This is a genomic window from Streptomyces sp. NPDC058864 (assembly GCF_042742985.1).
Classification (GTDB): Bacteria; Actinomycetota; Actinomycetes; order Streptomycetales; family Streptomycetaceae; genus Actinacidiphila.
In genome coordinates this window covers 190913-215423 of sequence record NZ_JBHYMQ010000001.1, presented here as the reverse complement: position 1 = coordinate 215423, position 24511 = coordinate 190913, and the positions used below count along the sequence as shown (strand labels likewise).

Below are 24511 nucleotides of genomic sequence, written 5' to 3'. Positions count from 1 at the left end.
GCCCCGCAGGGGCGGATACGCGCTAATACGGCCCATGGCCGATATCCGGGGCACGTACGACGACCTGTTCACCGCGGTGCCGAACGCGCTGGCGGGACTGCTGGACGAGGGGGACGCGGGCGGCTCGGTCGCGGTCTTCGTGGACGGCGAGCCGGTGGTGGACGTGTGGGGCGGGTTCGCCGACGCGGGCCGGACGGTCCCGTGGCAGCGCGACACCATCACCGGCGTCTGGTCCGTCACCAAGACGATGACGGCACTGTGCGCGCTGGTCCTGGCGGACCGGGGCGACCTCGATCCGGACGCGCCGGTCGCCCGCTACTGGCCGGAGTTCGCCGCGTCGGGCAAGGAGAAGGTGCTGGTGCGGCACGTGCTCGCGCACACCGCGGGACTGCCCGACTGGGACGGGCCGGTCGACGAGCTCTACGACTGGCCGGCCGCCACGGCGCGTCTGGCCGCGCTGGCCCCGCAATGGGAGCCGGGGAGCGCGGCGGGGTACCACTCGGTCACCCAGGGGTATCTCGTGGGCGAGGTCGTGCGGCGCATCACCGGCCGGAGCGTGGGCGAGTTCTTCGCGCAGGAGGTGGCCGGGCCGCTGGGCGCCGACTTCCGCATCGGACTGCCCGCCGAGCACGACCACCGGGTGGCGCTCGCCGTCCCGCCGCCGTCCCGGGACGAGGACTACACCGCGAGCGCGCGCGGCGGCGCGTCCCCCGCCGGCGCCACCGCCCTGCGGCTGCGTGACGGCAACAGCGTGGCCTGGCGTCGTGCGCAGATCCCCGCGGCGAGCGGCTTCGGCAACGCCCGGTCGGTCGCCCTCGTGCAGTCGGTGCTTGCCTGCGGCGGTGCGGTGCGCGGGGTGCGGCTGCTCTCGCCGGCGGGCTGCGACCGTGCGCGGGAGGAGCAGTTCAGCGGCGAGGACCGCGTCCTGGGCATGCCGGTCCGCTGGGGGCTGGGCTACGGGCTGTTCGGCGACTCCTTCGGGTGGGGCGGTTGGGGCGGCTCGATCGTCATGATCGACCCCGACGCCCGCATGACGGTGGCGTACGTGACCCACCAGATGCGCGAGCCCGCGGAGGACAACCGCGGCCTGGAACTCGTGATGGCCGCCTACGACGGACTCACGGGGCTGCGGACCGGCAAGGGCTGACGTGGGGTTCGCAACCCACGCACGCCGAGTGCCTGACGAACGGTCTCCGCTCGTCCGACGGCACACGGAGCCGAGGTCCGCCGTCGGGACGTACTGCCCGCTCGGCTTCAACGCCACTGGGCCTGCATCTCCGCGACCGCGCACCCCCTTGCCGACGTGCGCGGCGACCCGGCGGCGCTGCTGCGCGCGCTGGAGACACCGGAGGAGAGCGGATCGGTCCACCTCACCGCGGTGCGGGCCTTCGCCGCCCGCCGGCGCGTGGAGAAGGCGGCCGGCCGGCGGCAGCCCCGGGCATCCGACGTGGCGGGCCTCCGCGGACCTCACTGGCCGAGCGCGGCGCCGCCCTCCCGGCCGGGACTGATCGCCGCCGTCGCCGACCGCCACTCGGCGTTCCGGCAGTTGGCCTTTCCCGACCCGGCGCTCGCTTCCGGGACCCGGCTGCGGGCGCTCGCCGGCCTGCCCACCCGGCTCGGCTCCTGGGCCTCGTCCTACCTCGCGGCCCTCGGCCGCGCCGACGGGCGGGCGGCGGAGGAACTGGCGGGCATCGTCCGGGACATCCGCGGCTTCGCCCTTCCCGGCCGCACGCCGCTGAACGCGTACCTGTCCGCGTGGCTGCGCTTCGGGCACCTTCTCGCTTACGCAGCGCGGGCTCCCACGGCGGCCGATCGCCAGGTGTGACGGGGCCGCCCGGGCCCGGTGCACCGGGGCCCGCCGTCGTCAGGCGATCGGCGCCGGGCCGCTGCTCGCACGGACCGTGAGTTCGGGGCCGAGGAGGCGGACCTCCTCCGTCGGGCTGCCGGCCAGCTTGGCGATGACGAGCTCGACCGCGTGCCGGCCCATCTGCTGCGCGGGTATGGCGACCGAGGTGAGCTGGGGGGCGGCCTGGGTGGCCACCTGCTCGGGGCAGACGGCGACGACGGAGACGTCCTCGGGCACGGCGCGGCCCTGCTGGCGCAGGAGCGCGAGGAGGGGGGCGATGGCGGACTCGTTCTGGACGACGAGCGCGGTGGTGTCCGGCCGTTCCTCGAAGATGCGGGAGAGGGTGCCCGCGGTGGACTCGTAACTGCCCTCGCAGGGGCGGTGGATGAGTCGCAGCCCGCGCGCGGCGGCGCGGGAGCGCAGGCCCTGGAGGGTGCGCTCGGCGAAACCGGTGTGGCGCCGGTAGACCGCGGCGGCCTCGCCGACGACGGCTACCGAGCGGTGGCCCAGGTCGGCGAGGTGGTCGGCGCAGAGCGCGCCGGTGGCGGCGAAGTCGAGGTCGACGCAGGTGAGTCCGGCGGTGTCGGCGGGCAGTCCGACGAGCACGGCGGGCCTGTCCCCGGCACGCAGCAGCGGGATGCGCTCGTCCTCCAGCTCGACGTCCATGAGGATCATCGCGTCGGCGAGTCCGCTGGCCGCGACCCGGCGGACGGCCGTGGGGCCCTCCTCGCCGGTGAGCAGGAGCACGTCGTGGCCGTGCTGACGGGCCGTCGTGGCGACGGCCATCGCGATCTCCATCATGACGGGGACGTACATGTCTGTACGGAGCGGCACCATGAGGGCGATGATGTTCGAGCGGCTGCTGGCCAGCGCCCGCGCACCGGCGTGCGGGTGGTAGCCGAGTTCCTGGATGCTCTGCTCGACCCGTCGGCGCGTGCCCTCGGAGATCGACCGCTTGCCGCTCAGGACGTACGAGACGGTGCTGGCGGAGACCCCGGCGTGGCGGGCCACCTCGGCGAGTGTGACCATCCCGATCTCCGTCCCCCCACGACTGTCGAAGCGCTTCGACACAGAAGCTACCGGGGATCCGATATCCCTGTCCAGACATGTGTCGAAGCGCTTCGACAATCATCTCGCAGAACCCCTGCGCGCTCCGCGCTCGGGACCAGCGGTCCCTTGCGCCGCACCCCCGGGCGGGATAGGAAGCGGACCATGAATGCCACGCTCGGCGCGATGATCACCGCCGTCGTCGGTGTGCTCGGCACCCTGTTCGCGCCCGTGCTCGCCCAGCGCGGCGACCACCGGCGCCGCCTGACGGAGGCCGCCGAGGCGGAGCAGCTGCGCCGCTTCCAGGAACGGCGGACGGCGTACACGGCGATGAACCGGGCCTCGCGGCAGTTCCACACGCTGCTCAAGGACGCCCTGCACCGGATCAGGGACGGGGTCTACACCACCGAGGAGCGGGACCAGGTCGAGGAGTCCCGCCGCGACTACCGGGACCGGTACGCCGAGGCGCAGATGATCGTCCCGGAACGCGTGCTGGCGGCCTCGCGGGACGTCAACCGCGTCCTGGCGGCGGCGGACGCCGCGGCCAAGCGCCTCGACCGCGGCCTCGCCGCGAACGGCGAGAGCGCGCGGACCGCGCTGGAGGCCCTGAGGGACGCCGAACCGCTGCTGCGGACGATGCAGCGCCTGATGCGCGAGGACCTGGGCGTCACGGACTGAACGCGGCGCGGGCCCCGGCGACGCGCGCCGGGGGCCGCGCCGGGGGCCGTGCCGGGGCGCGGCGGTCTCAGGCCGCGGGCGTCCGCTCGGTGACGGTGACCCGGCCCTTCTTGATGGTGGCGACCCGGGTCGCACGCCGGGCGATGGCGGAGTCGTGGGTGACCATGACGAAGGTCAGTCCGTACTCCTTCCACAGCCCCTCCAGCAGGGCGAGGATCTCGTCGCGGGTGCCCTCGTCGAGGGCTCCGGTGGGCTCGTCCGCGAGCAGCACCTTGGGGCGCTTGACCAGTGCCCGGGCGATCGCCACGCGCTGCTGCTGACCGCCCGACAACTCGCCGGGCAGGTGGTGCAGCCGGTCGCCGAGGCCGACGGACGCGAGGGCCTCGGCGGCGCGGGTACGGCGTTCGGACGCCTTGACGCCCAGCGGGACGAGGGCGGTCTCGACGTTCTCCTGCGCGGTCAGGGTCGGGATCAGGTTGAAGCTCTGGAAGATGATGCCGATGTTCTGCGACCTGACCTTGGTGAGCCGGGCCTCGCTCAGCCGGGCCAGGTCGGTGCCGTCCAGCTCCACCGATCCCTCGGTCGGGCGGTCGAGGCCCCCGAGCATCTGCAGCAGCGTCGACTTGCCGCCGCCGGTCGGGCCCTGGATGACGAGCTGGTCGCCGTCCTCGATCACGAGGTCGACGCCGCGCAGCGCGTGCACGGTGTCCTTGCCGCGCGAGTAGCGCTTGGTCACGCCGCTCAGCTTGTACATGAGGTGACTCCTGAAGTCCTGAGGGGGAAGGGCGGGGGCCGCGCCACGCCAGGGGGAAGGTACGGAACGCGGCCCCCGGTCTCGAGGGGCGGTTGGCGGCTACTCGACGCGGCGCAGGGCGTCCGCGGGGCGCAGCCGCGAGGCCCGCCAGCCGCCGAAGGTCCCGGCGACCAGACCGCCCGCGACCGCCAGGACCACCGCGAGGACGATGGTGTTGACGCTGACCGGTGCCTGCAGGGCGATCTCGACGGCGTCGGAGGCCGCGCGCCGGGCGGGGCCGCCGAAGCCGCCGGGCCCGCCGAAGCCGCCACCGCCGGCACCGCCGCCACCGCCACCACCGCCACCACCGCCACCACCGCCGACGGTGGCGTCCAGGGTGGGGCTGATCGTGGTGATGAGGTAGGCGCAGCCCAGGCCCAGGGCGATGCCGAGGGCGCCGCCGATGAGGCCGTTGACGATCGCCTCGCCCATGACCTGGCGGGTCACCCGGCCGCTCTTCCAGCCCAGGGCCTTGAGCGTGCCGAACTCGCGCACCCGGCGGGAGACCGCGGAGGAGGTCAGCAGCCCCGCGACGAGGAAGGCGGCGATCAGGACGGCGATGGAGAGCCACTTGCCGACGTTGGTCGCCAGGTTCGAGGCGGTGGACAGCGAACCGGAGACGGTCGAGGCCAGGTCGGAGGAGGTGGTGACCGTCGTGCCGGAGATGTTCTTCTGGATCGCGGACTTGACGGAGCCGATCTTCTGGGAGTCGCTGGCCTGGACGTAGATCGTGGTGACCTTGTCCTTGGCGTCCGCCAGCGTCTGCGCCTGCTGGAGCGGGATGTAGACGTTGGCGGAGGAGGAGCCGCTGTCGGCGGTCGCGATGCCGATGATCTCGAACTTGGTGCCGGAGATCGTGAGCGTCTTGCCGACGCTCAGCTTCTTCTGCTTCGCGTAAGCGCTGTCGAGCACGGCCACCTTGGCGTTGCCCTGCGCGCTGGTGAAGGTCTTCCCCGAGGTGATCTTCGACGAGGTCAGCGGGCCGAGGGCGGGGTGCGCGACGTCCGTGCCGAATACCGTGAAGTTGTTGATGTCGAAGTTGGCGCCGCCGCCCCGCACGGAGCCCTGCGGCTGACCGCCGCCGCCTCGCTGCCGGTTGCCGCCGCCGGGGGCCTGCTGGAACTCACCGCGCTGGAACTGGCCGTTGACCTTGATCACGACCAGGCTGAGCCCGCCGACCGCGTCCTTGACCCCGCTCTGCTCGGAGACCTGGTCGACGACCGAGGACTTCAGCGACTGGAAGCCCTGCACCATGACCCGGTCACTGCTCTGCTCCTTGTCGTCGCCGCGTGCGTCGAACTGGAAGCGCGGCCGTTCCGCGGAGGACGAGTCGGGGTCGGCGGCCTTGGTGACGGTCATGTCGGTGCCCAGTCCGTACAGCGACTCCAGCACCTTGCCCTGGGCCTGCGTCATGCCGGCCGACACCGAGTTGACGGTGATCACCAGGGCGATGCCCAGTGCGAGGCCCATCGCGATGACGAGCGCCGCCTTTCTGCGGCGTCGGAGTTCGCGCCGGAGATACGTGAAGAACATGCGATTCCTCGCCGAGTCAGGAAAACGGGAAACGGGGGGAGGGCAGTGCCTCACGCTCCGCTGCCGCGACCGTAGGAACCAGCCGTGATGGGAGCCTGAGCGGCGGATGAGAGCCGCATGAGAAACCCCTCCGCCGGGGCCGCGCGGCCACTGCAGTACCTTGCCCTGGACCCGCCGCACACCCGCCGGGCCGGGCCCGCGGCGGATTCACGGAAGGCCGGGGCGGGGACGCGGCCCGGATGAGAAGGTCGGCGCCCGGCGAGGAACGTCCCGACGGGGACATCGGCGGAAGCACGAGCGGCCGCACGAGGTGGGGAGACGCGCAGATGACGGACGGAACGCCGTGGGGCGGTGGCGGTTGGGGCCCCGGTCACGGGACCGGCGGCGGCACGGGAGGCGGCGCCTTCGGACCGCCGCCCCCGCCGGCGCCGCCGTACCCGCCGCGGGCCCACCAGGGCGCGCCCTGGTACCCGCCGCACCCCGGCCATTCGGCGCCGCCGCCCCGCCGGCGCGGTCCGCTGCTGGCCGTGGCCGGGCTCGCCACCGCGGCCCTGGTGGCCGGCCTCCTCATATGGGCGCCCTGGAGCGGTGACGGCTCCGGCGACGGCAACGCCCCTTCGGCGGGCACGCGCAAGGACCCGGCCGCGGAGGCCGGACGGATGCTGCAGGAGGCCGCGGAGACACTGGGCAACGCCCAAGTCGTGTCCTACCGGGGCGACTTCGCCCTCGACAGCGGGGCGAGCACCCCGTTCGACCTGCAGACCACCCCCGGCGGCTGGGGTCGTGGCTCACTGCAGGACGAGGGCGCCACCGTACGGTTGCTCACCACCGACGACCACCGGCTGACCAAGGCCGACAAGTCGTACTGGAAGGACCGCGGCTACGGGGGCCAGATCCTCGACCGGATCGACGACCGCTGGCTGGACTCCTCCGCCGACCTGCCCGAGATCGACGACCTCACGTCCCCCCTGGACCCGGCCAACGTCGCCGAACTGCTCCGTGACGCCGCCGACCGCGGCCGACCGGACGACATCACCTCCTCCGCGCTCGCCGGACGGCCCGTCAAAGTGCTGACCACGGCGAACGGCCGCTTCTGGATCAGCGAGTCCGCCCCCCGCACCCTCCTGCGGCTCGCCGCCGGAGACTCCCCCGCCGCTTCGGGGCCGCTGCCCCTGCCCGACGGCCTGGACACCACGGTGAGCGCGCTCACCGGCGCCGACCGCGAGACCTTCACGACCGCCTACGACCGCGACCTCGCCGCCCTGAAGTCCGCCGTCGACCCGGCGGTCAGCTTCAGCACCACGGGGAAGGCCCGCTTCACCCCCTGCGGCAACAGCAGTTGCACGGCCCGCTTCACCCTGCAGAACTCCGTGTACGACGACCTGGGCGACGAGGAGGCCTCCGACGACCCCGTCTACGCGGAGATCACCATCGCCATCACCCTCGACGGCCGCAAGGTGAAGACCTGCACCTTCCACAAGAAGATGAAGCCCTCTGGCACCGTGTCGCTCACCTGCACGGCCACCTACAGCGCGGCGACGACCAAGGACCACACCGTCCGAGGGCTCCCCGACGCCTGGGCGCGTGCGGTGCCGGACGACGAACTCGCCCGGCTCCGCAAGGACTTCGCCAAGGGCGTCGTGGACGGTCAGGCGGCCTGAGCCACCCGGCGGGGCAGCGTCGCGCGGCCGCCGTCGAGGGTGACGCGCAGGCCCTCGGCCGTGACATCGACCGAGGTCGCCCGCAGGGCGAGGGGGTAGCGCGCCCCCGGGGCCCGGCCGGCCAGCCGCCGCTCGATCCGGTCGACGACCGCCGGCGCGGCGGCCCGGCCCAGGATCTCCGCGCCGGTCACGCCGACCGCCACCCGGCCGTCACGCAGGACCGGACGTACCGTCACCCGGCCGATCCCGCCGCCGAGTTCCAGCGTCAGCGTGCCGGCGGCCGGGTCCGGCAGGACGGCCGTGACGGGCGGGCCGCCGTCGGTGCCGCCGCTCCCGGGGCCCGCGCGCAGCGACCCGGCGGGAACGCGGACCTGGGCATGGGTCGCAGCGACGGTCGGCGTCCCGCCGAAACGCACGTCGTCCATGCGCACCCGCACGGAGGCGCCCGGCAGCCGCCCCACGGTGACGTCGTCGCCGACGGCCTCGACGCGGTCCAGGCGGCGGTGCGCCAGCGCGGACAGTGCGGGCCCGCCGGTGTCCACCGTCACCCGGTCCGGGGCGACGCCGAGGGCACGGCCCGCCGCGGCGGCGACACGGTGGTGAACGACGCCCCGGGCGATCAGCTCACCCGCCCCGCCGATCAGCGCCGTCAGGGCGACGGCCGCCACCGGCACGGTCCCGGCCCGGCGCCACCGGCGGGCCGTCACCGGGTCTCCCCTGTTGCCCCGGCACGGGGCCGGGCGGCCGCGGGCGCGGCCTCCGCCGCGCCGCCGCGACCCTCCGGGTCCAGGCGCGGCAGCAACCGGTCCAGCCGGCGCGGAATCCACCAATTGGCCCGGCCGAACAGGTACATCGTCGCGGGGACGAGGAGCAGCCGGACGATCGTGGCGTCGATGACGACGCTCACCCCCAGCCCCAGCGCCAGCATCTTGACGACCACGTTCGGCGACAGGAGGAAGGCGAGGAAGACGCTGGTCATGACGATCGCGGCGCAGGAGATGACCCGGGCGGTGGCGGCCAGGCCGTGGGCGACGCTCCCGCGGTCGTCGCCGGTGGCCAGCCAGGACTCGCGGATCCGGGAGAGCAGGAAGACCTCGTAGTCCATGGACAGGCCGAAGACGATGGCGAACATCATCATCGGGACGTAGGACTCCACCGGGACGCTCTCGCCGACGCCGAGCCACGGACCGCCCCAGCCCCACTGGAAGACGGCCACGACCACGCCGTAAGCGGCGCCGATCGACAGCAGGTTGAGGACCGCGGCCTTGACGGCGACCAGCGGGCTGCGGAAGACGGCGAGCAGCAGCAGGAAGGCCGCACCGACGACCACCGCGACGATCACCGGCAGCCGGTCCACCACGACGTCCCGGAAGGCGAGTTGGGCCGCCGTGGCCCCGGTGACGTGACCCTGGGCGCCGGTGCCCCGCAGGACGGCGGGGAGCACGTCGTCCTCCAGGCGGTGCACGAGGCCGGCCGTGGAGCCTTCCTGGGGGCCGCCGCGGGGGGTGACGGTCGCGACGAGCAGGGCGCCGTCGGGGGTGGCGGAGGGGGTGGTGACGGCGGCGACGTCCCCGTCGCCGGTGAGGGCGTCGTGCAGCGAGTCCGCGAGCCTTTCCCGGTCGGCCGCGGTCGGGTTGCGGTCCGGGGCGAGGGCGACGACCACGGTGAGCGGGCCGTTGGTGCCCGGGCCGAAGCCCTCGGACAACAGGTCGTACGCGCGGCGGTCGGTGTTGCCCGCCGGGCCCGCCCCGGGATCGACGTGCCCCAGCCGCAGGGAGGCCAGCGGCACGGTGAGCACCCCGAGCAGCAGCACGCCCGCGGTCAGGAAGAGCCAGGGGCGCCGCCCGACGGCACCGGCCCAGCGGTGCCAGACGTCGGCGTCGCCCGGGGCGGGCTCGTCGACCGGTGTGCGGACGTGCCAGCGGTCGATCCGGCGGCCGAGCAGCCCCAGCAGCGCGGGGGTGAGGGTCAGCGAGGCCGCCGCGGCGACCACGACGGTGACGCCCGCGGCGGCGCCGAGCGTGCCGATGAAGAGGACCCCCGAGGCGTAGAGGCCCGCCAGTGCCATCGTGACCGTCACGGCCGCCACGATCACGGCCCGGCCGCTGGTGGCGAGGGTGCGCCCGGCGGCCTCCGCGGGGTCGTCGACGGTGCGCAGCAGCGCGCGGTGGCGCGTGGTCAGGAAGAGCGCGTAGTCCAGGCCCACCCCGAGGCCCATCATCGTGGCCAGCGTGGGGGCGGCGGCGCCGAAGGACCAGACCGCCGCGAGCAGCCCGAGCACGGCCGTCCCGGCGCCCAGTCCGAGGACCGCGGTCAGCAGCGGCAGCCCCGCCGCCGCGAGGCTGCCGAAACCCAGCAGCAGCACGGCCACGGCGGTGCCGAGGCCGATCGCCTCCGAGGCGCGGTCCGCCCCCTTGGGGCGCGCCAACTGGCCCAGCGAACCGCCGTACTCCACGGTGACGTCGTCGGCGCGCAGCGCCGAGACCGCCGCGTCGACCCCGGCGACGTACGAGCCGCCCAGGCTCACGGGGTTCTTGTCGAAGCGGACGGTGACGTACCCGGTGGTGCCGTCCGCGGACACCGCGCCCGGGATGGTCAGCGGATCCGCCGCGGACAGGACGTGCGGCAGGTCCGCCACCCGGGAGACCGCCGCGGACACGGAGTCCCGGTGGTCCGCCAGCCCGCCCCGCCCTGCCCGGAGCACGATCTGCGAGGCGGTGCCCCGGCCGCCGGGCCCGCCGTGGGCGTCGAGGAGGTCCGCGCCGGTCTGCGCGGAGGTGCCGGGCAGCGCGAAGTCGTCCTCGTACGTGCCGCCCCAGGCCCGGTCGGCGGCGACCGCGGCCAGCAGCACCAGCAGCCAGGCGGCGATCACCCGCCACGGGTGCCGGGCGCAGCCGCGCCCGGCACGGTGCAGCAGGCCGGGCCCGGCGGGACGGGGCGGACGGGTCCGCCGCAGCAGCAGGGCGACGGCGACCAGCGCGACCACGCCCGCCGCCAGGGTGGCGTACGGGAATGCCATGAGCGGTTCCTCCCTCCGCCCGGCCGGTCGCCGGGCACCTCCCGCATCGTGGCGGACGGACGCAAGGGCGGCGTTGGCGGAATGTTCGGGGAGTGTCAGGATCCCCGCCGCCGGCGGGGCCGCGGCAAGGGGGGTGGTTAGCATCGGGGCCATGGCGGAAGAACGAGGCCTCGTCCTGGTCGTCGAGGACGAACCCCACATCGCCGACCTGCAGCGGCTGTACCTGACCCGGGAGGGCTTCGGCGTCCACGTGGAGGCCGACGGAACCGCCGGACTCGCCGCGGCGCGCCGGCTGCGGCCCGTCGCGATCGTGCTCGACATCGGTCTGCCCGGGCTCGACGGCACGGCGTTCTGCCGCGCGCTGCGGGACGAGGGCGACTGGACGCCGGTCCTCCTGGTCACGGCACGCGACGAGGAGGCCGACCGGATCCTGGGCCTGGAACTCGGCGCGGACGACTACGTCACCAAGCCCTTCTCGCCCCGCGAACTGGCCGCCCGCGTCAAGACCGTCCTGCGCCGGGTGGACGGCCCGCCCCGCGGCGGACGACCGCACACCCTGGGGCCGGTGTCCCTGGACCCGCTGCGCCGGACCGTCCACAAGGACGGCGAGCCGCTCACCCTGACCACGACGGAGTTCAACCTCCTGGCGTGCCTGATGAGCCGCCCCGGCCAGGTCTTCACCCGCGACCAGCTGCTCGCCCACGTCTGGGGCGCCCCGGACTACCGCGAGGGCCGGGTCGTGGACGTCTACGTCTCCCAACTGCGCTCCAAGCTCGGCGATCCCGCCCTGATCCGCACGATCCGCGGCGTCGGCTACAGCGCCGCCCCGGCATGACCGGTCGCGGCTCGCTCGCCGGGAACCTCGTCCTGCTCACCACCGCCGTGGCGGCCGTCGCCGTGCTGCTGGCGGGACTGGCGTCGTGGCACACCGTCCGCACGACCGCCGAGGCGCAGGAGCGCGACCGGCTCGCCCGGCAGGCCGACGTGCTCAGCCGCACCCCGGCGCTGTCGTCGCTGCTGCTGGAACGCGAGCAGCGGCTGGCCGGTTCGAACGGCGTCGAGCTCGCGGTGGTCGCGCCGGACGGCACGACGGCCGGGCCGGCGGCTCCCGCCGTCACCCCGGCCGTCCTCACGGCGCTGCGCGCCGGAGACGCGGCCTCGGCCACGACCACCCTCTCCGGGCACGCCGTGCTGGTGGAGGGTCACCCGTCCCACGGCGGCGGCGCGGTGGTGCTCACCAAGCCCTTCACCGCCGTCGACGACGCCGCCGCCCGCATCCGCGGCGGTCTCGCGCTGCCCCTGGTCGCCGGCCTCGCCGGCGCGGCGCTGGCCGGCGCCCTGCTGGCCCGGCGCCTGGCCCGTCCCCTGACCACCGCGGCCCGCACCGCCCACCGCCTCGCCGCCGGCGAACGCGGCCTCCCCCTGCCGGACGACGGACCGGCCGAGGTCGCCGAACTGTCCGCCGCGCTGACCGCCCTCGACGCGGCCCTCGCCCGCAGCGAGGACCGGCAGCGCGAGTTCCTGCTCTCCGTCTCCCACGAGATCCGCACCCCCTTGACCACCGTTCGCGGTTACGCCGAGGCGCTGGCCGACGGTGTGATCGGCCCCGACGGACTCCCGGCCACCGCCCGCACCCTGCTCGCCGAGACGACCCGTCTCGACGGCTTCGTCCGCGACCTGCTGGCCCTCGCCCGCCTGGAGGCCGACGACTTCCGGCTCGACTCCGCCCCGACCGACCTCGACGCCCTCGTCGGGGACGCCGGGGCCGTCTGGGCCGCCCGCTGCGCCCGCCACGACGTGCCCTTCCGCCTGGAACGCCCGGGCCGCCCGCTGCTCGCCGACACCGACCCCTTCCGGGTCCGCCAGCTCCTCGACGGGCTGGCCGAGAACGCGCTGCGGGTCACCCCGGCGGGCCGGCCACTCGTGCTGGCGCTGCGCGCCGAGGGCGCCGAGGCCGTCCTCGAGGTCCGCGACGGCGGCCCCGGCCTCACCGAGGACGACCTCACCGTCGTCTTCCGGCGCGCCGCCCTCGCCACGCGCTATCGCGGTGTCCGCCCCGTCGGCACGGGCCTCGGCCTCGCCATCGCCCACCGCCTCACGACGGTGCTCGGCGGCACGATCACCGCCGCCTCCTCCTCGCCCGAGGGCGGCGCCTGCTTCACGCTTCGCCTCCCGAAGGGTCCGGGGTCCTCCGCGTGACCCTGTGCGGCGCGGTTCGTGGTTGCGGTCGGGGTCTTTTTCCCGCCCGCCCACCCGATTGCCCCGGTCGGTCAGTGACCGCCTCGCTGTGTGCGCTGGGGGTCGGTGGCGCGCCGGCGCACGTCCTCAGCGCTCGCGGATTCGCCGGAACATTCCATCCCGGGTCCGCCGCTCGTCGCTTCCGGGCGCACCCCGCCACACCCCCTCCCGTCGTATGGGCGACTGACGCCGGTGGGGGGTGAGTAAGGCACCTGCGGCAACCCCGGACCGCCTCCTCGCCCGCCCTCCGGCCGTCTACCGCCCGCCCGCCCGATTGCCCCGGTGCGGTCAGTGCGGGTCTGCGCTCTGTCCGGCTGTGGGTCGGTGCCGCGCCGGCGCACTCCCCCAGCCTTCGGCCGGGGGGACCCCCATGGGCGCACCCCGCCACACCCCCTCCTGTTGAGTAGGCGCATGACGGCCCGAGGGGGGTGAGGAGGCAATCCGCGGTCACCCCGGTTCGCCTTCTCACCCCCCACCGGGCGTTGGTCGCCGGTGATACGGAGGGGGTGGGGGAGTTGGGGGCACCCCCGGCCGAAGGCTGGGGGAGGGTGGGCGTTCTGGACGCTGACGTGTATTTGTTGTGCGGCAGAGCGGTGCCGAACCCGGACCGCCCGCCATGCACATAAATATGCGGTACAGAATGCCCACCCCGGAGGCCCCGCCCCCGGCCCACCCATGAAACCGGGCGCGACCCGCACCAACCGCACCGGGATGGGGGTCCCCCCGGCCGAAGGCTGGGGGAGGGCGGGCGGCGGGGAAAAAACCCAACCGCAACCACAAACACACCCGCACACGAACAACCGGCCCCGGACAACTCCCTTGCCGTGAGTTCACTCGAAGGCGTTCGCTGGTACCCCATGAGGTACACACAACTCGGCCGCACCGGCCTCAAGGTCAGCCGCATCGTCCTGGGCACAATGAACTTCGGCGGGCAGACGGACGAGGCCACCAGCCGCACGATCATGGACGCCGCACTGGACGCGGGGGTCAACTTCTTCGACACGGCGGACATCTACGGCGTCGCCGAGGAGAAGGGCCTGACGGAGAAGGTCATCGGGCGGTGGTTCGCGCAGGGCGGGGGCCGCCGGGACAAGGTGGTCCTGGCCACGAAGGTGTACGGGAACATGTCGGCGGACGGAAAGCCGTGGAACGAGGAGTCGTGGCCGAACCACGACCGCCTCAGCGCCGTCAACATCCGCCGGGCGGTCGAGGCGAGCCTGCGGCGGCTCGGCACCGACCACATCGACGTCTACCAGTTCCACCACGTCGACCGGCGCACCCCGTTCGAGGAGATCTGGCAGGCGGTCGACGTGCTGGTCCGCCAGGGCAAGATCCTCCACGCCGCGTCGTCGAACTTCCCCGGCTACAAGATCGCACAGGCCAACGAGGCGGCCGCGAACCGCGGTTCGATGGGTCTGGTCAGCGAGCAGTGCCTGTACAACCTGGCGGAGCGCAGCGCCGAGATGGACGTGATCCCGGCGGCCCGCGAGTACGGGCTCGGCGTGATCCCGTGGTCTCCGCTGCACCAGGGGCTGCTGGGCGGCGCCCTGCGCAAGGAGCGTGGGGCCGACGGGGCCCGCACGAAGGTGGGGCGGTCGGCGGCGGGGCTGGCCGACCCGGTCGTCCGGGCGCGGGTGCAGGCGTACGAGGACCTGCTCGACAAGCACGGGCTGGAGCCCGGGGAGGTCGCGCTGGCCTGGCTGCTGACCCGGCCCGGGGTCACCGGGCCGATCGTGGGGCCGCGCACGGTGGAGCAGTTCGCCTCGGCGCTGCGGGCTGTGGAACTGGAGCTGGACGAGGAGCTGCTGGCGGGCCTCGACGAGATCTTCCCCGGACCGGGCCCCGCCCCCGAGGCCTTCGCCTGGTGACCCCCGTGCGACGTGGGCCTACGCCGCCGCGACCCGCTTCGTCATCACGCGCTCCGGCCGCCCGTCCGGCATGATCCCGCCGGGCCCCCCGTCGTCGGCGAAACCGTGCCGCGCGTAGAGGGCGGTCGCGGGCGCGTTGCCCTCCGCGACGGCGAGGTGGAGCAGGGCGGCGCCCGCCGTGCCCGCGGCCCACTCCTCGACGGCCCGGATCAGCCGGTCGGCGACGCCGCGGCCGCGGGCCTCGCCGGCCACCCACATGGAGATCAGCTCGGCGCTGTCCGGGAGTTCGCCGGGGACGCCGCTCGCCATGCCGCAGGGCCTGCCGTCGACGAGGGCGACCAGGTTGTACGAGCCGGGCAGGGCGAGCCGGTCGCGCCAGCGTTCCTCGCGGTCGCCGTCGCCCTGCCAGTCGGCGAGCCGGGCGCCGAAGGCGTGCGGCGCGTCGGCGAGGGCGGCGAGCCGCAGCTCCCGCCAGAGCGGCCAGTCGTCGGGGGTGAGCACACGCAGTTCGATCACCCCCGCAGGGTGCCGCCGGGCCGGGCCCGGCGGCAACCCCGTTTCCGGCGGTGTCAGCGGGTGCCGAGCAGGTGGTCCATGGCGAGCTGGTCCAGCTGCTCGAAGGCCGACCCGCGGGTCGCGACGGCGTCGGCGTCGAACTCCTCGTAGGCGCCGCGGTCGGCGAGGAGGTCGGCCAGGCTCTCGCCCTCGCCGAGGGTCGGCTGGGCCAGCTGGTCCAGGCGGGAGGCCTTGAGGGCCTCCTGCACGGCCGGGTCGGCACGGAACGCGGCGGCGCGCTCCTTGAGGATGAGGTAGTTGCGCATGCCGCCGGCGGCGGAGGCCCACACGCCGTCCATGTCCTCGGTGCGCGGGGGCTTGAAGTCGAAGTGGCGCGGGCCCTCGTAGCCGGCCGACTCCAGCAGGTCCACCAGCCAGAAGGCGGAGCGCAGGTCGCCGGCGCCGAAGCGCAGGTCCTGGTCGTACTTGATGCCGGTCTGGCCGTTGAGGTCGATGTGGAAGAGCTTGCCGTGCCACAGCGCCTGGGCGATGCCGTGCGGGAAGTTCAGCCCGGCCATCTGCTCGTGGCCGACCTCGGGGTTGAGGCCGACGAGCTCGGGGTGGGCCAGCTCGTTGATGAACGCCAGCGCGTGGCCGATGGTCGGCAGCAGGATGTCGCCGCGCGGCTCGTTCGGCTTGGGCTCGATGGCGAAGCGGATGTCGTAGCCCTGCTCGATGACGTACTCGCCGAGGAGGTCGAAGGCCTCCTTGAAGCGGTCGAGGGCGACCCGCACGTCCTTGGCGGCACCGGACTCGGCACCCTCGCGGCCGCCCCAGGCGACGTAGACCTTGGCGCCCAGCTCGGCGGCGAGGTCGATGTTGCGGATGGTCTTGCGGAGCGCGAAGCGCCGCACCTCACGGTCGTTGGCGGTGAAGCCGCCGTCCTTGAAGACCGGGTGCGTGAAGAGGTTGGTGGTGGCCATCGGCACCTTCAGGCCGGTGGCGTCCAGGGCCTGGCGGAACCGCTTGATGTGGCCCTCGCGCGCGGTGTCGTCCGAGCCGAACGGGATCAGGTCGTCGTCGTGGAAGGTGACGCCGTACGCACCGAGCTCGGCCAGCCGGTTGACGCTCTCGACGGGGTCGAGGGCGGGGCGGGTCGCGTCACCGAAGGGGTCGCGGCCCTGCCAGCCGACGGTCCAGAGACCGAAGGTGAACTTGTCCTCGGGGGTGGGGGTGAAACTCATCGCGGCGGCTCCTATTCGTAAGACCACTGAACAAATTAATATGCCATCGCCGCTTTGTGAAGGGAGCCGCAGGATGGGTAACGGACCGATCGCGCTGGGTGTGGACAGCTCCACCCAGTCGACCAAGGTGCTCGCCGTCGACGTGGAGACGGGCGAGGTGCTGGCCAGGGGACAGGCCCGGCACACGGTGAGCGAGGGAGCGGGCCGCGAGACCGACCCCGAGGTGTGGTGGCGTGCGCTCGGCGCCGCCCTCGCCCAGATCGGGCCGTACGCGGAGCGCGCCGATGCCATCTCGGTCGGCGGCCAGCAGCACGGCCTGGTCGTCCTCGACCCGGTCGGCCGGCCCCTGCGGCCCGCCATGCTGTGGAACGACGTGCGGTCCGCCCCGCAGGCCGCCGCCCTGGTGGAGCGGCACGGCGCCGCGCACTGGGCGCAGCGCTTCGGCAGCGTGCCCGGCACGAGTTTCACGGTGACCAAGTGGGCCTGGCTCACCGAGCACGAGCCCGAGACGGCCAAGGCCGCCGCGGCCGTCCGCCTCCCGCACGACTTCCTCACCGAGCGGCTCGGCGGCGCCGGCGTCACCGACCGGGGCGACGCCTCCGGCACCGGCTGGTGGGCCACGGACACCGAGACGTACGACGAGGCGCTGCTCGCCGAGATCGGCCTGGACCCGGCGCTGCTGCCCCGGGTCCTGGGCCCCGGCGAGGCCGCCGGCGTCACCCTGCCCGGGCTGCCGCTGCGCGAGGGCGTCCTGGTCGGCGCGGGCACCGGCGACAACGCCGCCGCGGCCCTGGGCCTCGGGCTCGTGCCCGGTCAGCCCGCGCTCAGCCTCGGCACCTCCGGCACCGTCTACACCCCGGCCACCACCCGGCCCACCGACCCCACCGGCATCGTCGCCGGCTTCGCGGGCGGGCACGGCGACTGGCTGCCGCTGGCCTGCACCCTCAACTGCACCCTCGCCGTCGACAAGATCGCGGGGTTGCTCTCCCTGGACCGCGAGGCGGTCGAGGCGGGCGGCAGCACGGTCCTGCTCCCGTTCCTCGACGGCGAGCGCACCCCGAACCTGCCGTACGCCTCCGGGCTGCTCACCGGGCTGCGGCACGACACCACTCCCGGCCAGATCCTCCAGGCCGCCTACGACGGCGCCGCGTACGCCCTGCTCACCGCGCTCGACCAGGTGCTCGCGGTCGACGGCACCGGCTCGGACGAGCCGCTGCTGCTGATCGGCGGCGGCGCCCGCGGCACGGCGTGGCGGGAGACCGTGCGGCGCCTGTCCGGGCGGGCCGTCCGGATCCCCGTCGCGGAGGAGCTGGTCGCCCTCGGCGCGGCCGCGCAGGCCGCCGGGCTGCTCACCGGGGAGAGCCCGCAGGCCGTCGCCCGCCGCTGGGACACCACGGCCGGTCCCTCGTACGACCCGGTCCCGCGCGACGAGGCCGCGCTCGAGCGCCTCGCGACGGCCCTGGCCGACGCGTTCGACGTGCGGTGAGCCGCCCGCCCCGCCCGGGGCCCGTGGCCCGTCCTGCGGGCGGGGCGTGCGAGGGTGGGGGCAGGACGTTGACCAGGACGGATGACGGACGAGAACGGAAGGGGACCGGGGCGTGGCGGAACGGCCGGGGTCGCAGGCGGGGTTGCGACGGCGGAATCTGGCGCTGGTGATGCGAGCCGTGGCGGACCACGGCGAGGTCTCCCGCGCGGCCGTCGCCGCCGAGGTCGGCCTGACCCGGGCCACCGTGTCGACACTCGTCGACGAGCTGCTGGCGACCGGCCTGCTCGTGGAGCTGGGCACCCAGCGCCCCGGCACGGTCGGCCGCCCCGGCACCGCCCTGGCGCTGAACGACACCGGTCCGGCAGGCCTCGGCGCGGAGGTCGGGGTGGACCACCTCGCCGCCGTCGCGGTCGACCTGCGCGGCACCGTGCGTGCCCGGGCCCGCGTCGAGGCGGACAACCGCGGCCGCCCGGCGCCGGAGGTGCTGCGCGAACTCGCGGCGCTCGTCGCCGAGGTGCGGCGGGAGGCCCGGGCCGCCGGTCTCGGCCCGGCCGGGCTGACCCTCGCCGTGCCGGGACTGGTCGGCCGGGACCGGCAGGTCGTGATGCGGGCGCCGAACCTCGGCTGGGAGGACGTCGACGCCGCGGGCTGGTTCGAGCGGTCCGGAGGAGGCGGCCTCGCCGCCTCCCCCGTCCCGGTCACCGTCGAGAACGAGGCCAACCTCGGTGCCCTGGCCGAACTCTGGCTCGGCGGCCACGAGGGCGTCACGGACTTCGTGCACGTCTCGGCGGAGATCGGCATCGGCGCGGCGCTGGTCGTCGACGGCCGGCTCTTCCGCGGGGCGCGCGGCTTCGCCGGGGAGCTCGGCCACGTACCCGTGCACCCGACGGGCCCGCGCTGCTCCTGCGGGGCGCGCGGCTGCCTGGAGCAGTACGCGGGCGAGGAGGCCGTGCTGCGTGCCGCGGGCATCGCCCCGGAGCGACCGGACGCTCTGAAGGCCCTTCAGGCCGCCGCCACGGACCAGGACCCCGCGGCGCTGAAGGCGCTCGCGGCCGCCGGACAGGCCTTCGGCATCGCGCTGAGCGGCGCGGTGAACCTGCTGGACCCGCAGGCCGTCGTGCTGGGCGGCACACTGGCCTCGCTGGCGCCGTGGCTGCGCTCGGCCGTCGAGCGCGAGCTGGGCCGCCGCGTGACGGACCGTCAATGGCGGGCGGACGCCGTGCGGGTGTCCCGGCTGGGCCGCGAGGGCGTGCTGCTCGGGGCGGCGTACAGCGTGGTGCGCGCCGTCCTGGACGATCCCCAGGCGCTGCGTTCGCGGTAGCGCCCCGGGGCTCCCCGCCACGGCCCTGTACGGGCCGCGCAACAGCCTCGCCACAGCTCCTCACGGCCCGTCACACGGAGCACGGAATCGTCACCTCGGGCCGTTAGCATGCGCTGCGCGGCGCGGCCGGGGGGCGGCGCCGGTCCGTGTGTTCCGGAGGGGGATCCCTGTGTTCGTGCTGTCCATCCTGCTGCTCGTGGCGGCGGTCGTGCTGTTCTTCGTCGCCCGGGGCCAGAGTTCCGGCGGCTGGAGGCTGGGGGCCGCGCTCAGCGCCCTGGCGGGCGTGCTGGCCGGTGTCTTCGCCTGCGTCCACGTCGTGAGCGCCTACGAGGTCGGCGTCCCGGTCACCTTCGGCAAGGTCGGCTCGCCGCTGACCTCCGGTGTCCACTTCAGGTCGCCGTTCACCGACGTCACGTCGTTCTCCACCCGTCCGGTCGACCTCGACCTGCACGACAAGGACGTGGTCGAGGTCCGCTCCTCGCAGGGCGGGGTGCTCTACGCCGACGTCACCATCAAGTGGGCCGTGGTGCCCGCCAAGGCCGTCGAGCTCTACCGGCTGGCGGGCAACGAGGAGGCCATCCAGTCACGGCTGGTGATGCCGGACAGCCGCGAGATCATCCGCAACGTCTTCGCCAAGCACACCAGCGAGGAGGGGTACGCCTCCGCCCGGGAGCGGATCGGCTCGGAGATCGACGCCCTGATCAAGCAGCGCCTCGCCCCGCGCGGCATCGACGTCGCGGCCGTGAACCTGCGCAACGTGCGGCCCTCCGAGCAGCTGCAGGAGCAGATCGACAAGAAGATCCAGCAGCAGCAGGCCACCGAGCGGGCCGTCGAGGCGGCCAGGACGGCCAAGGCGGAGGCGGAGCGCAAGCGGATCGAGGCGGAGGGCATCGCGAACGCCAACCGGATCATCGCCCGGTCGCTGAACGACAAGGTGCTCTACAACCAGTGCCTGGACGCCTTCCGCGAGGCCGCGAAGTCCCACCCGGTGTACGCCGTGCCCTGCGGTACGAACGCGAACGGCTCCCCGGTCATCGTGGACGGCACGAAGGACTGAGGCCGCCGGCCACGGCCGGGAAGGGCGCCGAGGACGCCACAGGGGCCCGGAACCTCACGGTTCCGGGCCCCTGTCGCCGTCCGGGGCGGGAGCGGTCTCAGACCGCGCTGCCCGCCTTCCAGGCGCTCCAGCTCATGTTCCAGCCGTTGAGGCCGTTCGCCGGGTCGACGGTCTTGTCCTTGGAGTTCTTCACGGTCACGACATCGCCGACGATCGAGTTCGTGTAGAACCAGTAGGCGTCGGTGGAGGTGTCCTTGGCGCCCTTGGTGTCGTTCAGGCCCACGCAGCCGTGGCTGGTGTTGACGTTGCCGAACACCGAGTCGGCACCCCAGTAGTTGCCGTGGATGAAGGTGCCGGACGTGGTCAGGCGCATGGCGTGCGGCACGTCCTTGATGTCGTACTCGCCCTTGCCGTCGTCGTCGGTGAAGCCGACGGTGGCGCCGTTCATCCGGGTCTCGGTGAACTTCTCGGAGATCACCATCTGGCCGTTGTAGGTGGTGTTCTCGTCCGAGCCGGCGGAGATCGGGATGTTGCGGACGACCTTGCCGTCGCGGACGACCTTCATCCGGTGGGTGGAGGCGTCGACCGTGGAGACCTGGCTGCGGCCGATCTTGAAGGTGACGGTCTTCTTCTGGACGCCGTAGACGCCGCTGGCGCCCTCGACGCCGTCGAGGTCCAGCTTGAGGGTGACGGTGGAACCGGCCTGCCAGTAGGCCTCGGGGCGGAAGTCGAGCCGGGTGGAGTTGAACCAGTGGCCGACGACCTCCTGACCGCTGCTGGAGGCCACCGATATCGCCGACTGGACGGCCTTCTTGTCCTCGATCGCCTTGGTGAAGTTGATCGAGACCGGCATGCCCACGCCGACGGTCTGGCCGTTCTCGGGCGTGTAGTAGCCGATGAAGCTGTGCTGGGGGCTGACCGTGGTGAAGGTGGAGTTCTCGGCGGCCTTGCGGCCCTTGCCGTCCTCCGCCTTGGCGGCGATCTTGTACTGGGTGGCCCGCTCCAGCGGGGCGTTGGGGGCCCAGCTCGTACCGTCCGCGGAGATCGTGCCCTCGACGTCGGAACCGTCGGCGACCGAGGTCATCACGACGCTGGTCAGCTCGCCGTCGGCCACCTGCACCTTGGCGCCGGTGTTGATGCTGACGTTGTCGGCGCCGGTCTTCGGGGTGATCGATATTCGGGCGTCGGACGCGTCCTTGGCCGCCTGCTCGTCGACCGAGGCCTGCGACTTGACGTTGTTGTCGGAACCGGCCGTGCCCGCCTTGTCGCCCCCGCAGGCGGTCAGGGTGATCGCACCGACGGCGAGCAGCGCCAGGGCTGCCAGCCCGGCTCGCCGCTTGCGAGAGGGACTCGTGTCGGTGACTGTGCCGGTCTCGGCGCGCTTCACACAGATCTCCAATGTCTTCCGGTACGCGTTTCCCCCGGCCCGCTTGCGTCGCGGGCCACGGCCCTCGATCGAGCCTCACTCGTACGTCCAGGAACTGCCAGGGTCTTTGGTCCGTTCCCCAACGCCGGGAAGTGTGGGGAAGAACACGTGCGTGACGCACGTGACATGGGCGCGGTCATGCGGCCCGTGCGAAACCCCGGACCCGTGAGGGGCCCGGGGCAGGTGGGTCACGCACTGGCGAAGACGCGATCAGCGTCCGCGCGGTTCCTCCTCGTCGATGTCGGCTCCGTCGTCCGCCTCGTCGTCGGCCTCGTCGTCGGCCTCGTCGTCGTAGAGGTCCCACTCGTCGGAGTCGGGGTCGTACTCGGTGTGGGCGCAGGACCAGGACGCCTGCACGAGTTCGATCCCCGGCACGCTGGTGACCAGGTCGAAGGGATCGACGAGGTAGGCCAGCGCCTCCGACTCGTCCTGCCGCACCGACGCCTCGGCGTGCTGCCGCTCGTCGTCCGGCATGTACTCGTCGCCGCCGATCTGGTCCAGCGCGGCGTCGGTCAGCTCGCCGGACCCGGTGATCTCCAGGACCAGCTCCACCTGGAGCCGCACGTAGCGCGGCCCGCTCTCCCCGGTGGGGATGTCAGTAGTGCTCATGTGACGGAGGGTATGCGGGGGAACGGCCCGTGTTGCGCAGGCAGTCCGCTTCCGGCGCCGAAGGATACCCGCGGCGGCCCCCCGGGAACCCTCGGAAGCTCCGGTTCCGGGGTCGAACTTCCCTCCACGGCGGTTGTCTCACTACCATCGGGCTCCACGGTCAAGTCGCCGCAACCGCTGGGGGATCCGTTGACCTCGCACCGTCCGCCCGCCTTCGTCGCCATCACGGCGGCCGCCGTCCTCGGCGCCCTGTACTTCGTGCCCAACGCGTCCGCCAGTGCCGAGCACACGGCGAACACGAGCGCGCAGTCGTCCGCTTCCACCGCCACCACGACCGGGTCGGGCACCGGTCAGGGGCAGCACCTGGCGGACACCGGAAGCGTGGACACCACGCCGTACCTGGTCGGCGGTACCGCCTTCCTCGGCCTCGGAGCGGCACTGGTGATCAACGCGAGCCGTCGCGCCCGCGAGATGTACTAGGCCCCGCCCGTTCCGCCCCGGTCTTCGGACCGGGGCGGAACGGGGCCGGGATCAGGCGAGCGGGCCGGTCACCGATTCGGCCGCCGCCACCAGACCGCCGCCGCGCACGAAGTCGTAGGCCGCCGCCAGGTCCGGGGACAGGAAGCGGTCCGGACCGGGGCCGCCCACTCCCGCCTCGCGCGCGGCCTTCAGCACCGCCCGGGTCGCCGGGGCGGCCACCAGCACCTCGCTGCCCTGCACGCGCAGCTCGACGGCGCGGGAGGCGGCCATCAGCTCGACCGCGATGATCCGGGCCAGGTTGTCCACCGCCTGCCGCAGCTTGCGCGCGGCCGACCAGCCCATCGAGACGTGGTCCTCCTGCATCGCCGAGGACGGGATGGAGTCCACCGACGCGGGCACCGCGAGCCGCTTGTTCTCGCTGACCAGCGCGGCCTGCGTGTACTGGGCGATCATCAGGCCCGAGTCCACGCCCGGGTCGTCGGCCAGGAAGGCCGGCAGGCCGTGCGAACGGCTCTTGTCCAGCAGCCGGTCGGTGCGCCGCTCCGCTATCGAGCCGAGGTCGGCCGCGGCGATGGCCAGGAAGTCCAGCACGTAGGCGACGGGCGCGCCGTGGAAGTTGCCGTTGGACTCCACGCGGCCATCGGGAAAGACGACCGGGTTGTCGACGGCGGAGACCAGCTCGCGGTCGGCCACCGTCATCGCGTGCGTAACGGTGTCCCGGCCGGCGCCGGCCACCTGCGGGGCGCAGCGGATCGAGTACGCGTCCTGCACCCGCGGGGCGTCGTCCTGGTGGTGCCCGGTGAGCCCGGAGCCGGCGAGCACTCGGCGCATGTTCTCCGCGCTGGCCGCCTGGCCGGGGTGCGGGCGGATCGCGTGCAGCTCGGGGGCGAGCACCTTGTCGGTGCCCAGCAGCGCCTCCAGCGACAGCGCGGCGGCGACGTCGGCGGCGGTGAACAGCCGGCGCAGGTCGTCGATTGCCATGACGAGCATGCCGAGCATGCCGTCGGTGCCGTTGATGAGGGCCAGGCCCTCCTTCTCGCGCAGCTCGACGGGCTCGATGCCGTGCTCGGCCAGCAGTTCCGGCACGGGGCGCACGACGCCGTCGGGGCCCTCCGCCTCGCCCTCGCCCATCAGGACCAGGGCGCAGTGCGAGAGCGGTGCCAGGTCGCCGGAGCAGCCCAGGGAGCCGTACTCGTGGACGACGGGGGTGATGCCCGCGTTGAGCAGCGCGGCCATCGTCTCGGCGACGACGGGACGGACACCGGTACGGCCCGAGGCCAGGGTCTTCAGCCGCAGGAACATCAGCGCGCGCACCACCTCGCGCTCCACCCGCGGGCCCATGCCGGCGGCGTGCGAGCGCACCAGGCTGCGCTGCAGCTGCGCGCGCAGCTCGGGGCTGATGTGCCGCACCGCGAGCGCGCCGAAGCCCGTCGACACGCCGTACACCGGCTCCGGCTTCGCCGCCAGGGCCTCCACGACCTCGCGCGCCGCGGCGATCCCGGCCAGCGCCTCCGCAGACAGCTCGACCCGCGCACCGCCGCGGGCGACCGCCAGCACGTCCTCCGCCGCGACCCCGTGGGCCCCGATCACCACGTTATGCATACTCATATTCACGAACCCTACGGACTGAATCGCTACCTGTCACGTGCCCGGTGGAGCTCTTCCGCGCGGTCCCGCCGCGCCCGCCGGGCCCGGTGCCGCGGCCCGCTC

At 74.0% G+C, this 24511-nt stretch carries 21 protein-coding genes; 11 read left to right on the top strand and 10 right to left on the bottom strand.

Translation table 11 applies throughout. The features are described 5' to 3' along the window. Positions 1 to 34: 34 nt before the first annotated feature. Together ACFW3D_RS01005 and ACFW3D_RS01000 are read left to right on the top strand one after the other, a co-directional pair. A complete protein-coding gene (locus tag ACFW3D_RS01005) occupies positions 35 to 1147 on the top strand; it encodes a serine hydrolase domain-containing protein (RefSeq protein WP_500499878.1) in 1113 nt (370 codons plus the stop codon). Between the two features lie 156 nt (positions 1148 to 1303). Then, positions 1304 to 1825, top strand: a complete 522-nt coding sequence (locus ACFW3D_RS01000) for a hypothetical protein (protein ID WP_500499875.1) — start codon at positions 1304 to 1306, stop codon at positions 1823 to 1825. A gap of 39 nt (positions 1826 to 1864) precedes the next feature. Here ACFW3D_RS01000 and ACFW3D_RS00995 read toward each other — a convergent pair whose 3' ends face one another. Next, the gene (locus tag ACFW3D_RS00995; protein WP_500499872.1) at positions 1865 to 2875 is read right to left on the bottom strand and encodes a LacI family DNA-binding transcriptional regulator; all 1011 of its coding nucleotides are present in this window, start codon (positions 2873 to 2875) and stop codon (positions 1865 to 1867) included. Positions 2876 to 3058: 183 nt separating this feature from the next. Here ACFW3D_RS00995 and ACFW3D_RS00990 point away from each other — a divergent pair, with 183 nt between their 5' ends. Further along, positions 3059 to 3571 (top strand): hypothetical protein, encoded by a 513-nt coding sequence (locus ACFW3D_RS00990; RefSeq protein ID WP_500499869.1) that lies wholly within the window; start codon positions 3059 to 3061, stop codon positions 3569 to 3571. A 67-nt stretch (positions 3572 to 3638) separates the two neighbouring features. Here ACFW3D_RS00990 and ACFW3D_RS00985 read toward each other — a convergent pair whose 3' ends face one another. Beyond that, positions 3639 to 4325, bottom strand: coding sequence for an ABC transporter ATP-binding protein (locus ACFW3D_RS00985; RefSeq protein WP_500499867.1), 687 nt, complete (start codon positions 4323 to 4325; stop codon positions 3639 to 3641). Between the two features lie 99 nt (positions 4326 to 4424). After that, positions 4425 to 5897, bottom strand: coding sequence for an ABC transporter permease (locus ACFW3D_RS00980; protein ID WP_500499864.1), 1473 nt, complete (start codon positions 5895 to 5897; stop codon positions 4425 to 4427). A 326-nt stretch (positions 5898 to 6223) separates the two neighbouring features. Here ACFW3D_RS00980 and ACFW3D_RS00975 point away from each other — a divergent pair, with 326 nt between their 5' ends. Next, a complete protein-coding gene (locus ACFW3D_RS00975; RefSeq protein WP_500499861.1) occupies positions 6224 to 7558 on the top strand; it encodes a hypothetical protein in 1335 nt (444 codons plus the stop codon). Here the strand turns inward: ACFW3D_RS00975 and ACFW3D_RS00970 are convergent. Both ACFW3D_RS00970 and ACFW3D_RS00965 read right to left on the bottom strand, forming a co-directional pair. Continuing rightward, positions 7546 to 8265 (bottom strand): LmeA family phospholipid-binding protein, encoded by a 720-nt coding sequence (locus ACFW3D_RS00970; RefSeq protein ID WP_500499858.1) that lies wholly within the window; start codon positions 8263 to 8265, stop codon positions 7546 to 7548. The genes ACFW3D_RS00975 and ACFW3D_RS00970 overlap by 13 nt on opposite strands. Continuing rightward, a complete protein-coding gene (locus ACFW3D_RS00965) occupies positions 8262 to 10577 on the bottom strand; it encodes an MMPL family transporter (RefSeq protein ID WP_500499856.1) in 2316 nt (771 codons plus the stop codon). Before ACFW3D_RS00965 ends, ACFW3D_RS00970 begins: the two co-directional genes overlap by 4 nt. 151 nt (positions 10578 to 10728) lie before the next feature. On the opposite strand from ACFW3D_RS00965, the gene ACFW3D_RS00960 reads away from it, so the two are divergent. The 3 genes from ACFW3D_RS00960 to ACFW3D_RS00950 all read left to right on the top strand — a co-directional run bounded on the left by ACFW3D_RS00960 (position 10729) and on the right by ACFW3D_RS00950 (position 14683). Beyond that, positions 10729 to 11412 carry a response regulator transcription factor gene (locus ACFW3D_RS00960; protein ID WP_500499852.1) on the top strand — a complete coding sequence of 228 codons (684 nt, stop codon included), beginning with the start codon at positions 10729 to 10731 and terminating at the stop codon, positions 11410 to 11412. Continuing rightward, positions 11409 to 12776, top strand: a complete 1368-nt coding sequence (locus ACFW3D_RS00955) for a sensor histidine kinase (protein WP_500499850.1) — start codon at positions 11409 to 11411, stop codon at positions 12774 to 12776. The genes ACFW3D_RS00960 and ACFW3D_RS00955 overlap by 4 nt, the downstream gene beginning before the upstream one ends. Positions 12777 to 13672: 896 nt before the next feature. Further along, entirely contained in the window at positions 13673 to 14683 is a 1011-nt protein-coding gene (locus tag ACFW3D_RS00950; RefSeq protein WP_500499847.1) for an aldo/keto reductase, read from the top strand. Positions 14684 to 14701: 18 nt separating this feature from the next. Here the strand turns inward: ACFW3D_RS00950 and ACFW3D_RS00945 are convergent, their stop codons facing one another. Both ACFW3D_RS00945 and xylA read right to left on the bottom strand, forming a co-directional pair. Continuing rightward, complete coding sequence (locus ACFW3D_RS00945) at positions 14702 to 15199, bottom strand: GNAT family N-acetyltransferase (protein ID WP_500499846.1); 498 nt, start codon at positions 15197 to 15199, stop codon at positions 14702 to 14704. Between the two features lie 53 nt (positions 15200 to 15252). Next, entirely contained in the window at positions 15253 to 16422 is a 1170-nt protein-coding gene (gene xylA, locus ACFW3D_RS00940; RefSeq protein WP_361794650.1) for a xylose isomerase, read from the bottom strand. A 73-nt stretch (positions 16423 to 16495) separates the two neighbouring features. Between xylA and xylB the strand changes: the two genes are divergently transcribed. From xylB to ACFW3D_RS00925, 3 genes are all read left to right on the top strand, one after another. Then, the gene (xylB, locus tag ACFW3D_RS00935; RefSeq protein ID WP_500499842.1) at positions 16496 to 17908 is read left to right on the top strand and encodes a xylulokinase; all 1413 of its coding nucleotides are present in this window, start codon (positions 16496 to 16498) and stop codon (positions 17906 to 17908) included. Positions 17909 to 18077: 169 nt separating this feature from the next. Beyond that, positions 18078 to 19229 carry an ROK family protein gene (locus ACFW3D_RS00930; RefSeq protein WP_500500158.1) on the top strand — a complete coding sequence of 384 codons (1152 nt, stop codon included), beginning with the start codon at positions 18078 to 18080 and terminating at the stop codon, positions 19227 to 19229. Between the two features lie 175 nt (positions 19230 to 19404). Next, on the top strand, positions 19405 to 20286 hold the full coding sequence (locus ACFW3D_RS00925) for a prohibitin family protein (RefSeq protein ID WP_500499840.1): 882 nt from the start codon (positions 19405 to 19407) through the stop codon (positions 20284 to 20286). A 97-nt stretch (positions 20287 to 20383) separates the two neighbouring features. Here the strand turns inward: ACFW3D_RS00925 and ACFW3D_RS00920 are convergent, their stop codons facing one another. Beyond that, positions 20384 to 21673 carry a L,D-transpeptidase gene (locus ACFW3D_RS00920; RefSeq protein ID WP_500499838.1) on the bottom strand — a complete coding sequence of 430 codons (1290 nt, stop codon included), beginning with the start codon at positions 21671 to 21673 and terminating at the stop codon, positions 20384 to 20386. A gap of 249 nt (positions 21674 to 21922) precedes the next feature. Beyond that, positions 21923 to 22321: a hypothetical protein gene (locus ACFW3D_RS00915; RefSeq protein WP_500499836.1), complete on the bottom strand. Its 399-nt coding sequence runs from the start codon at positions 22319 to 22321 to the stop codon at positions 21923 to 21925. Positions 22322 to 22510: 189 nt separating this feature from the next. On the opposite strand from ACFW3D_RS00915, the gene ACFW3D_RS00910 reads away from it, so the two are divergent. Further along, positions 22511 to 22801: a hypothetical protein gene (locus ACFW3D_RS00910; RefSeq protein ID WP_500499834.1), complete on the top strand. Its 291-nt coding sequence runs from the start codon at positions 22511 to 22513 to the stop codon at positions 22799 to 22801. 51 nt (positions 22802 to 22852) lie between these two features. On the opposite strand, the gene hutH is transcribed toward ACFW3D_RS00910, so the two are convergent. After that, the gene (hutH, locus tag ACFW3D_RS00905) at positions 22853 to 24403 is read right to left on the bottom strand and encodes a histidine ammonia-lyase (protein ID WP_500500155.1); all 1551 of its coding nucleotides are present in this window, start codon (positions 24401 to 24403) and stop codon (positions 22853 to 22855) included. Positions 24404 to 24511: the final 108 nt, after the last annotated feature.

Coding starts and splice junctions, on each gene's coding strand:
- ACFW3D_RS01005 (WP_500499878.1), top strand. CDS start 35: ATGGCCGATATCCGGGGCACGTACGACGACCTGTTCACCGCGGTGCCG.
- ACFW3D_RS00995 (WP_500499872.1), bottom strand. CDS start 2,875: ATGGTCACACTCGCCGAGGTGGCCCGCCACGCCGGGGTCTCCGCCAGC.
- ACFW3D_RS00990 (WP_500499869.1), top strand. CDS start 3,059: ATGAATGCCACGCTCGGCGCGATGATCACCGCCGTCGTCGGTGTGCTC.
- ACFW3D_RS00985 (WP_500499867.1), bottom strand. CDS start 4,325: ATGTACAAGCTGAGCGGCGTGACCAAGCGCTACTCGCGCGGCAAGGAC.
- ACFW3D_RS00980 (WP_500499864.1), bottom strand. CDS start 5,897: ATGTTCTTCACGTATCTCCGGCGCGAACTCCGACGCCGCAGAAAGGCG.
- ACFW3D_RS00975 (WP_500499861.1), top strand. CDS start 6,224: ATGACGGACGGAACGCCGTGGGGCGGTGGCGGTTGGGGCCCCGGTCAC.
- ACFW3D_RS00965 (WP_500499856.1), bottom strand. CDS start 10,577: ATGGCATTCCCGTACGCCACCCTGGCGGCGGGCGTGGTCGCGCTGGTC.
- ACFW3D_RS00960 (WP_500499852.1), top strand. CDS start 10,729: ATGGCGGAAGAACGAGGCCTCGTCCTGGTCGTCGAGGACGAACCCCAC.
- ACFW3D_RS00955 (WP_500499850.1), top strand. CDS start 11,409: ATGACCGGTCGCGGCTCGCTCGCCGGGAACCTCGTCCTGCTCACCACC.
- ACFW3D_RS00950 (WP_500499847.1), top strand. CDS start 13,673: ATGAGGTACACACAACTCGGCCGCACCGGCCTCAAGGTCAGCCGCATC.
- xylA (WP_361794650.1), bottom strand. CDS start 16,422: ATGAGTTTCACCCCCACCCCCGAGGACAAGTTCACCTTCGGTCTCTGG.
- xylB (WP_500499842.1), top strand. CDS start 16,496: ATGGGTAACGGACCGATCGCGCTGGGTGTGGACAGCTCCACCCAGTCG.
- ACFW3D_RS00930 (WP_500500158.1), top strand. CDS start 18,078: ATGCGAGCCGTGGCGGACCACGGCGAGGTCTCCCGCGCGGCCGTCGCC.
- ACFW3D_RS00915 (WP_500499836.1), bottom strand. CDS start 22,321: ATGAGCACTACTGACATCCCCACCGGGGAGAGCGGGCCGCGCTACGTG.
- hutH (WP_500500155.1), bottom strand. CDS start 24,403: ATGCATAACGTGGTGATCGGGGCCCACGGGGTCGCGGCGGAGGACGTG.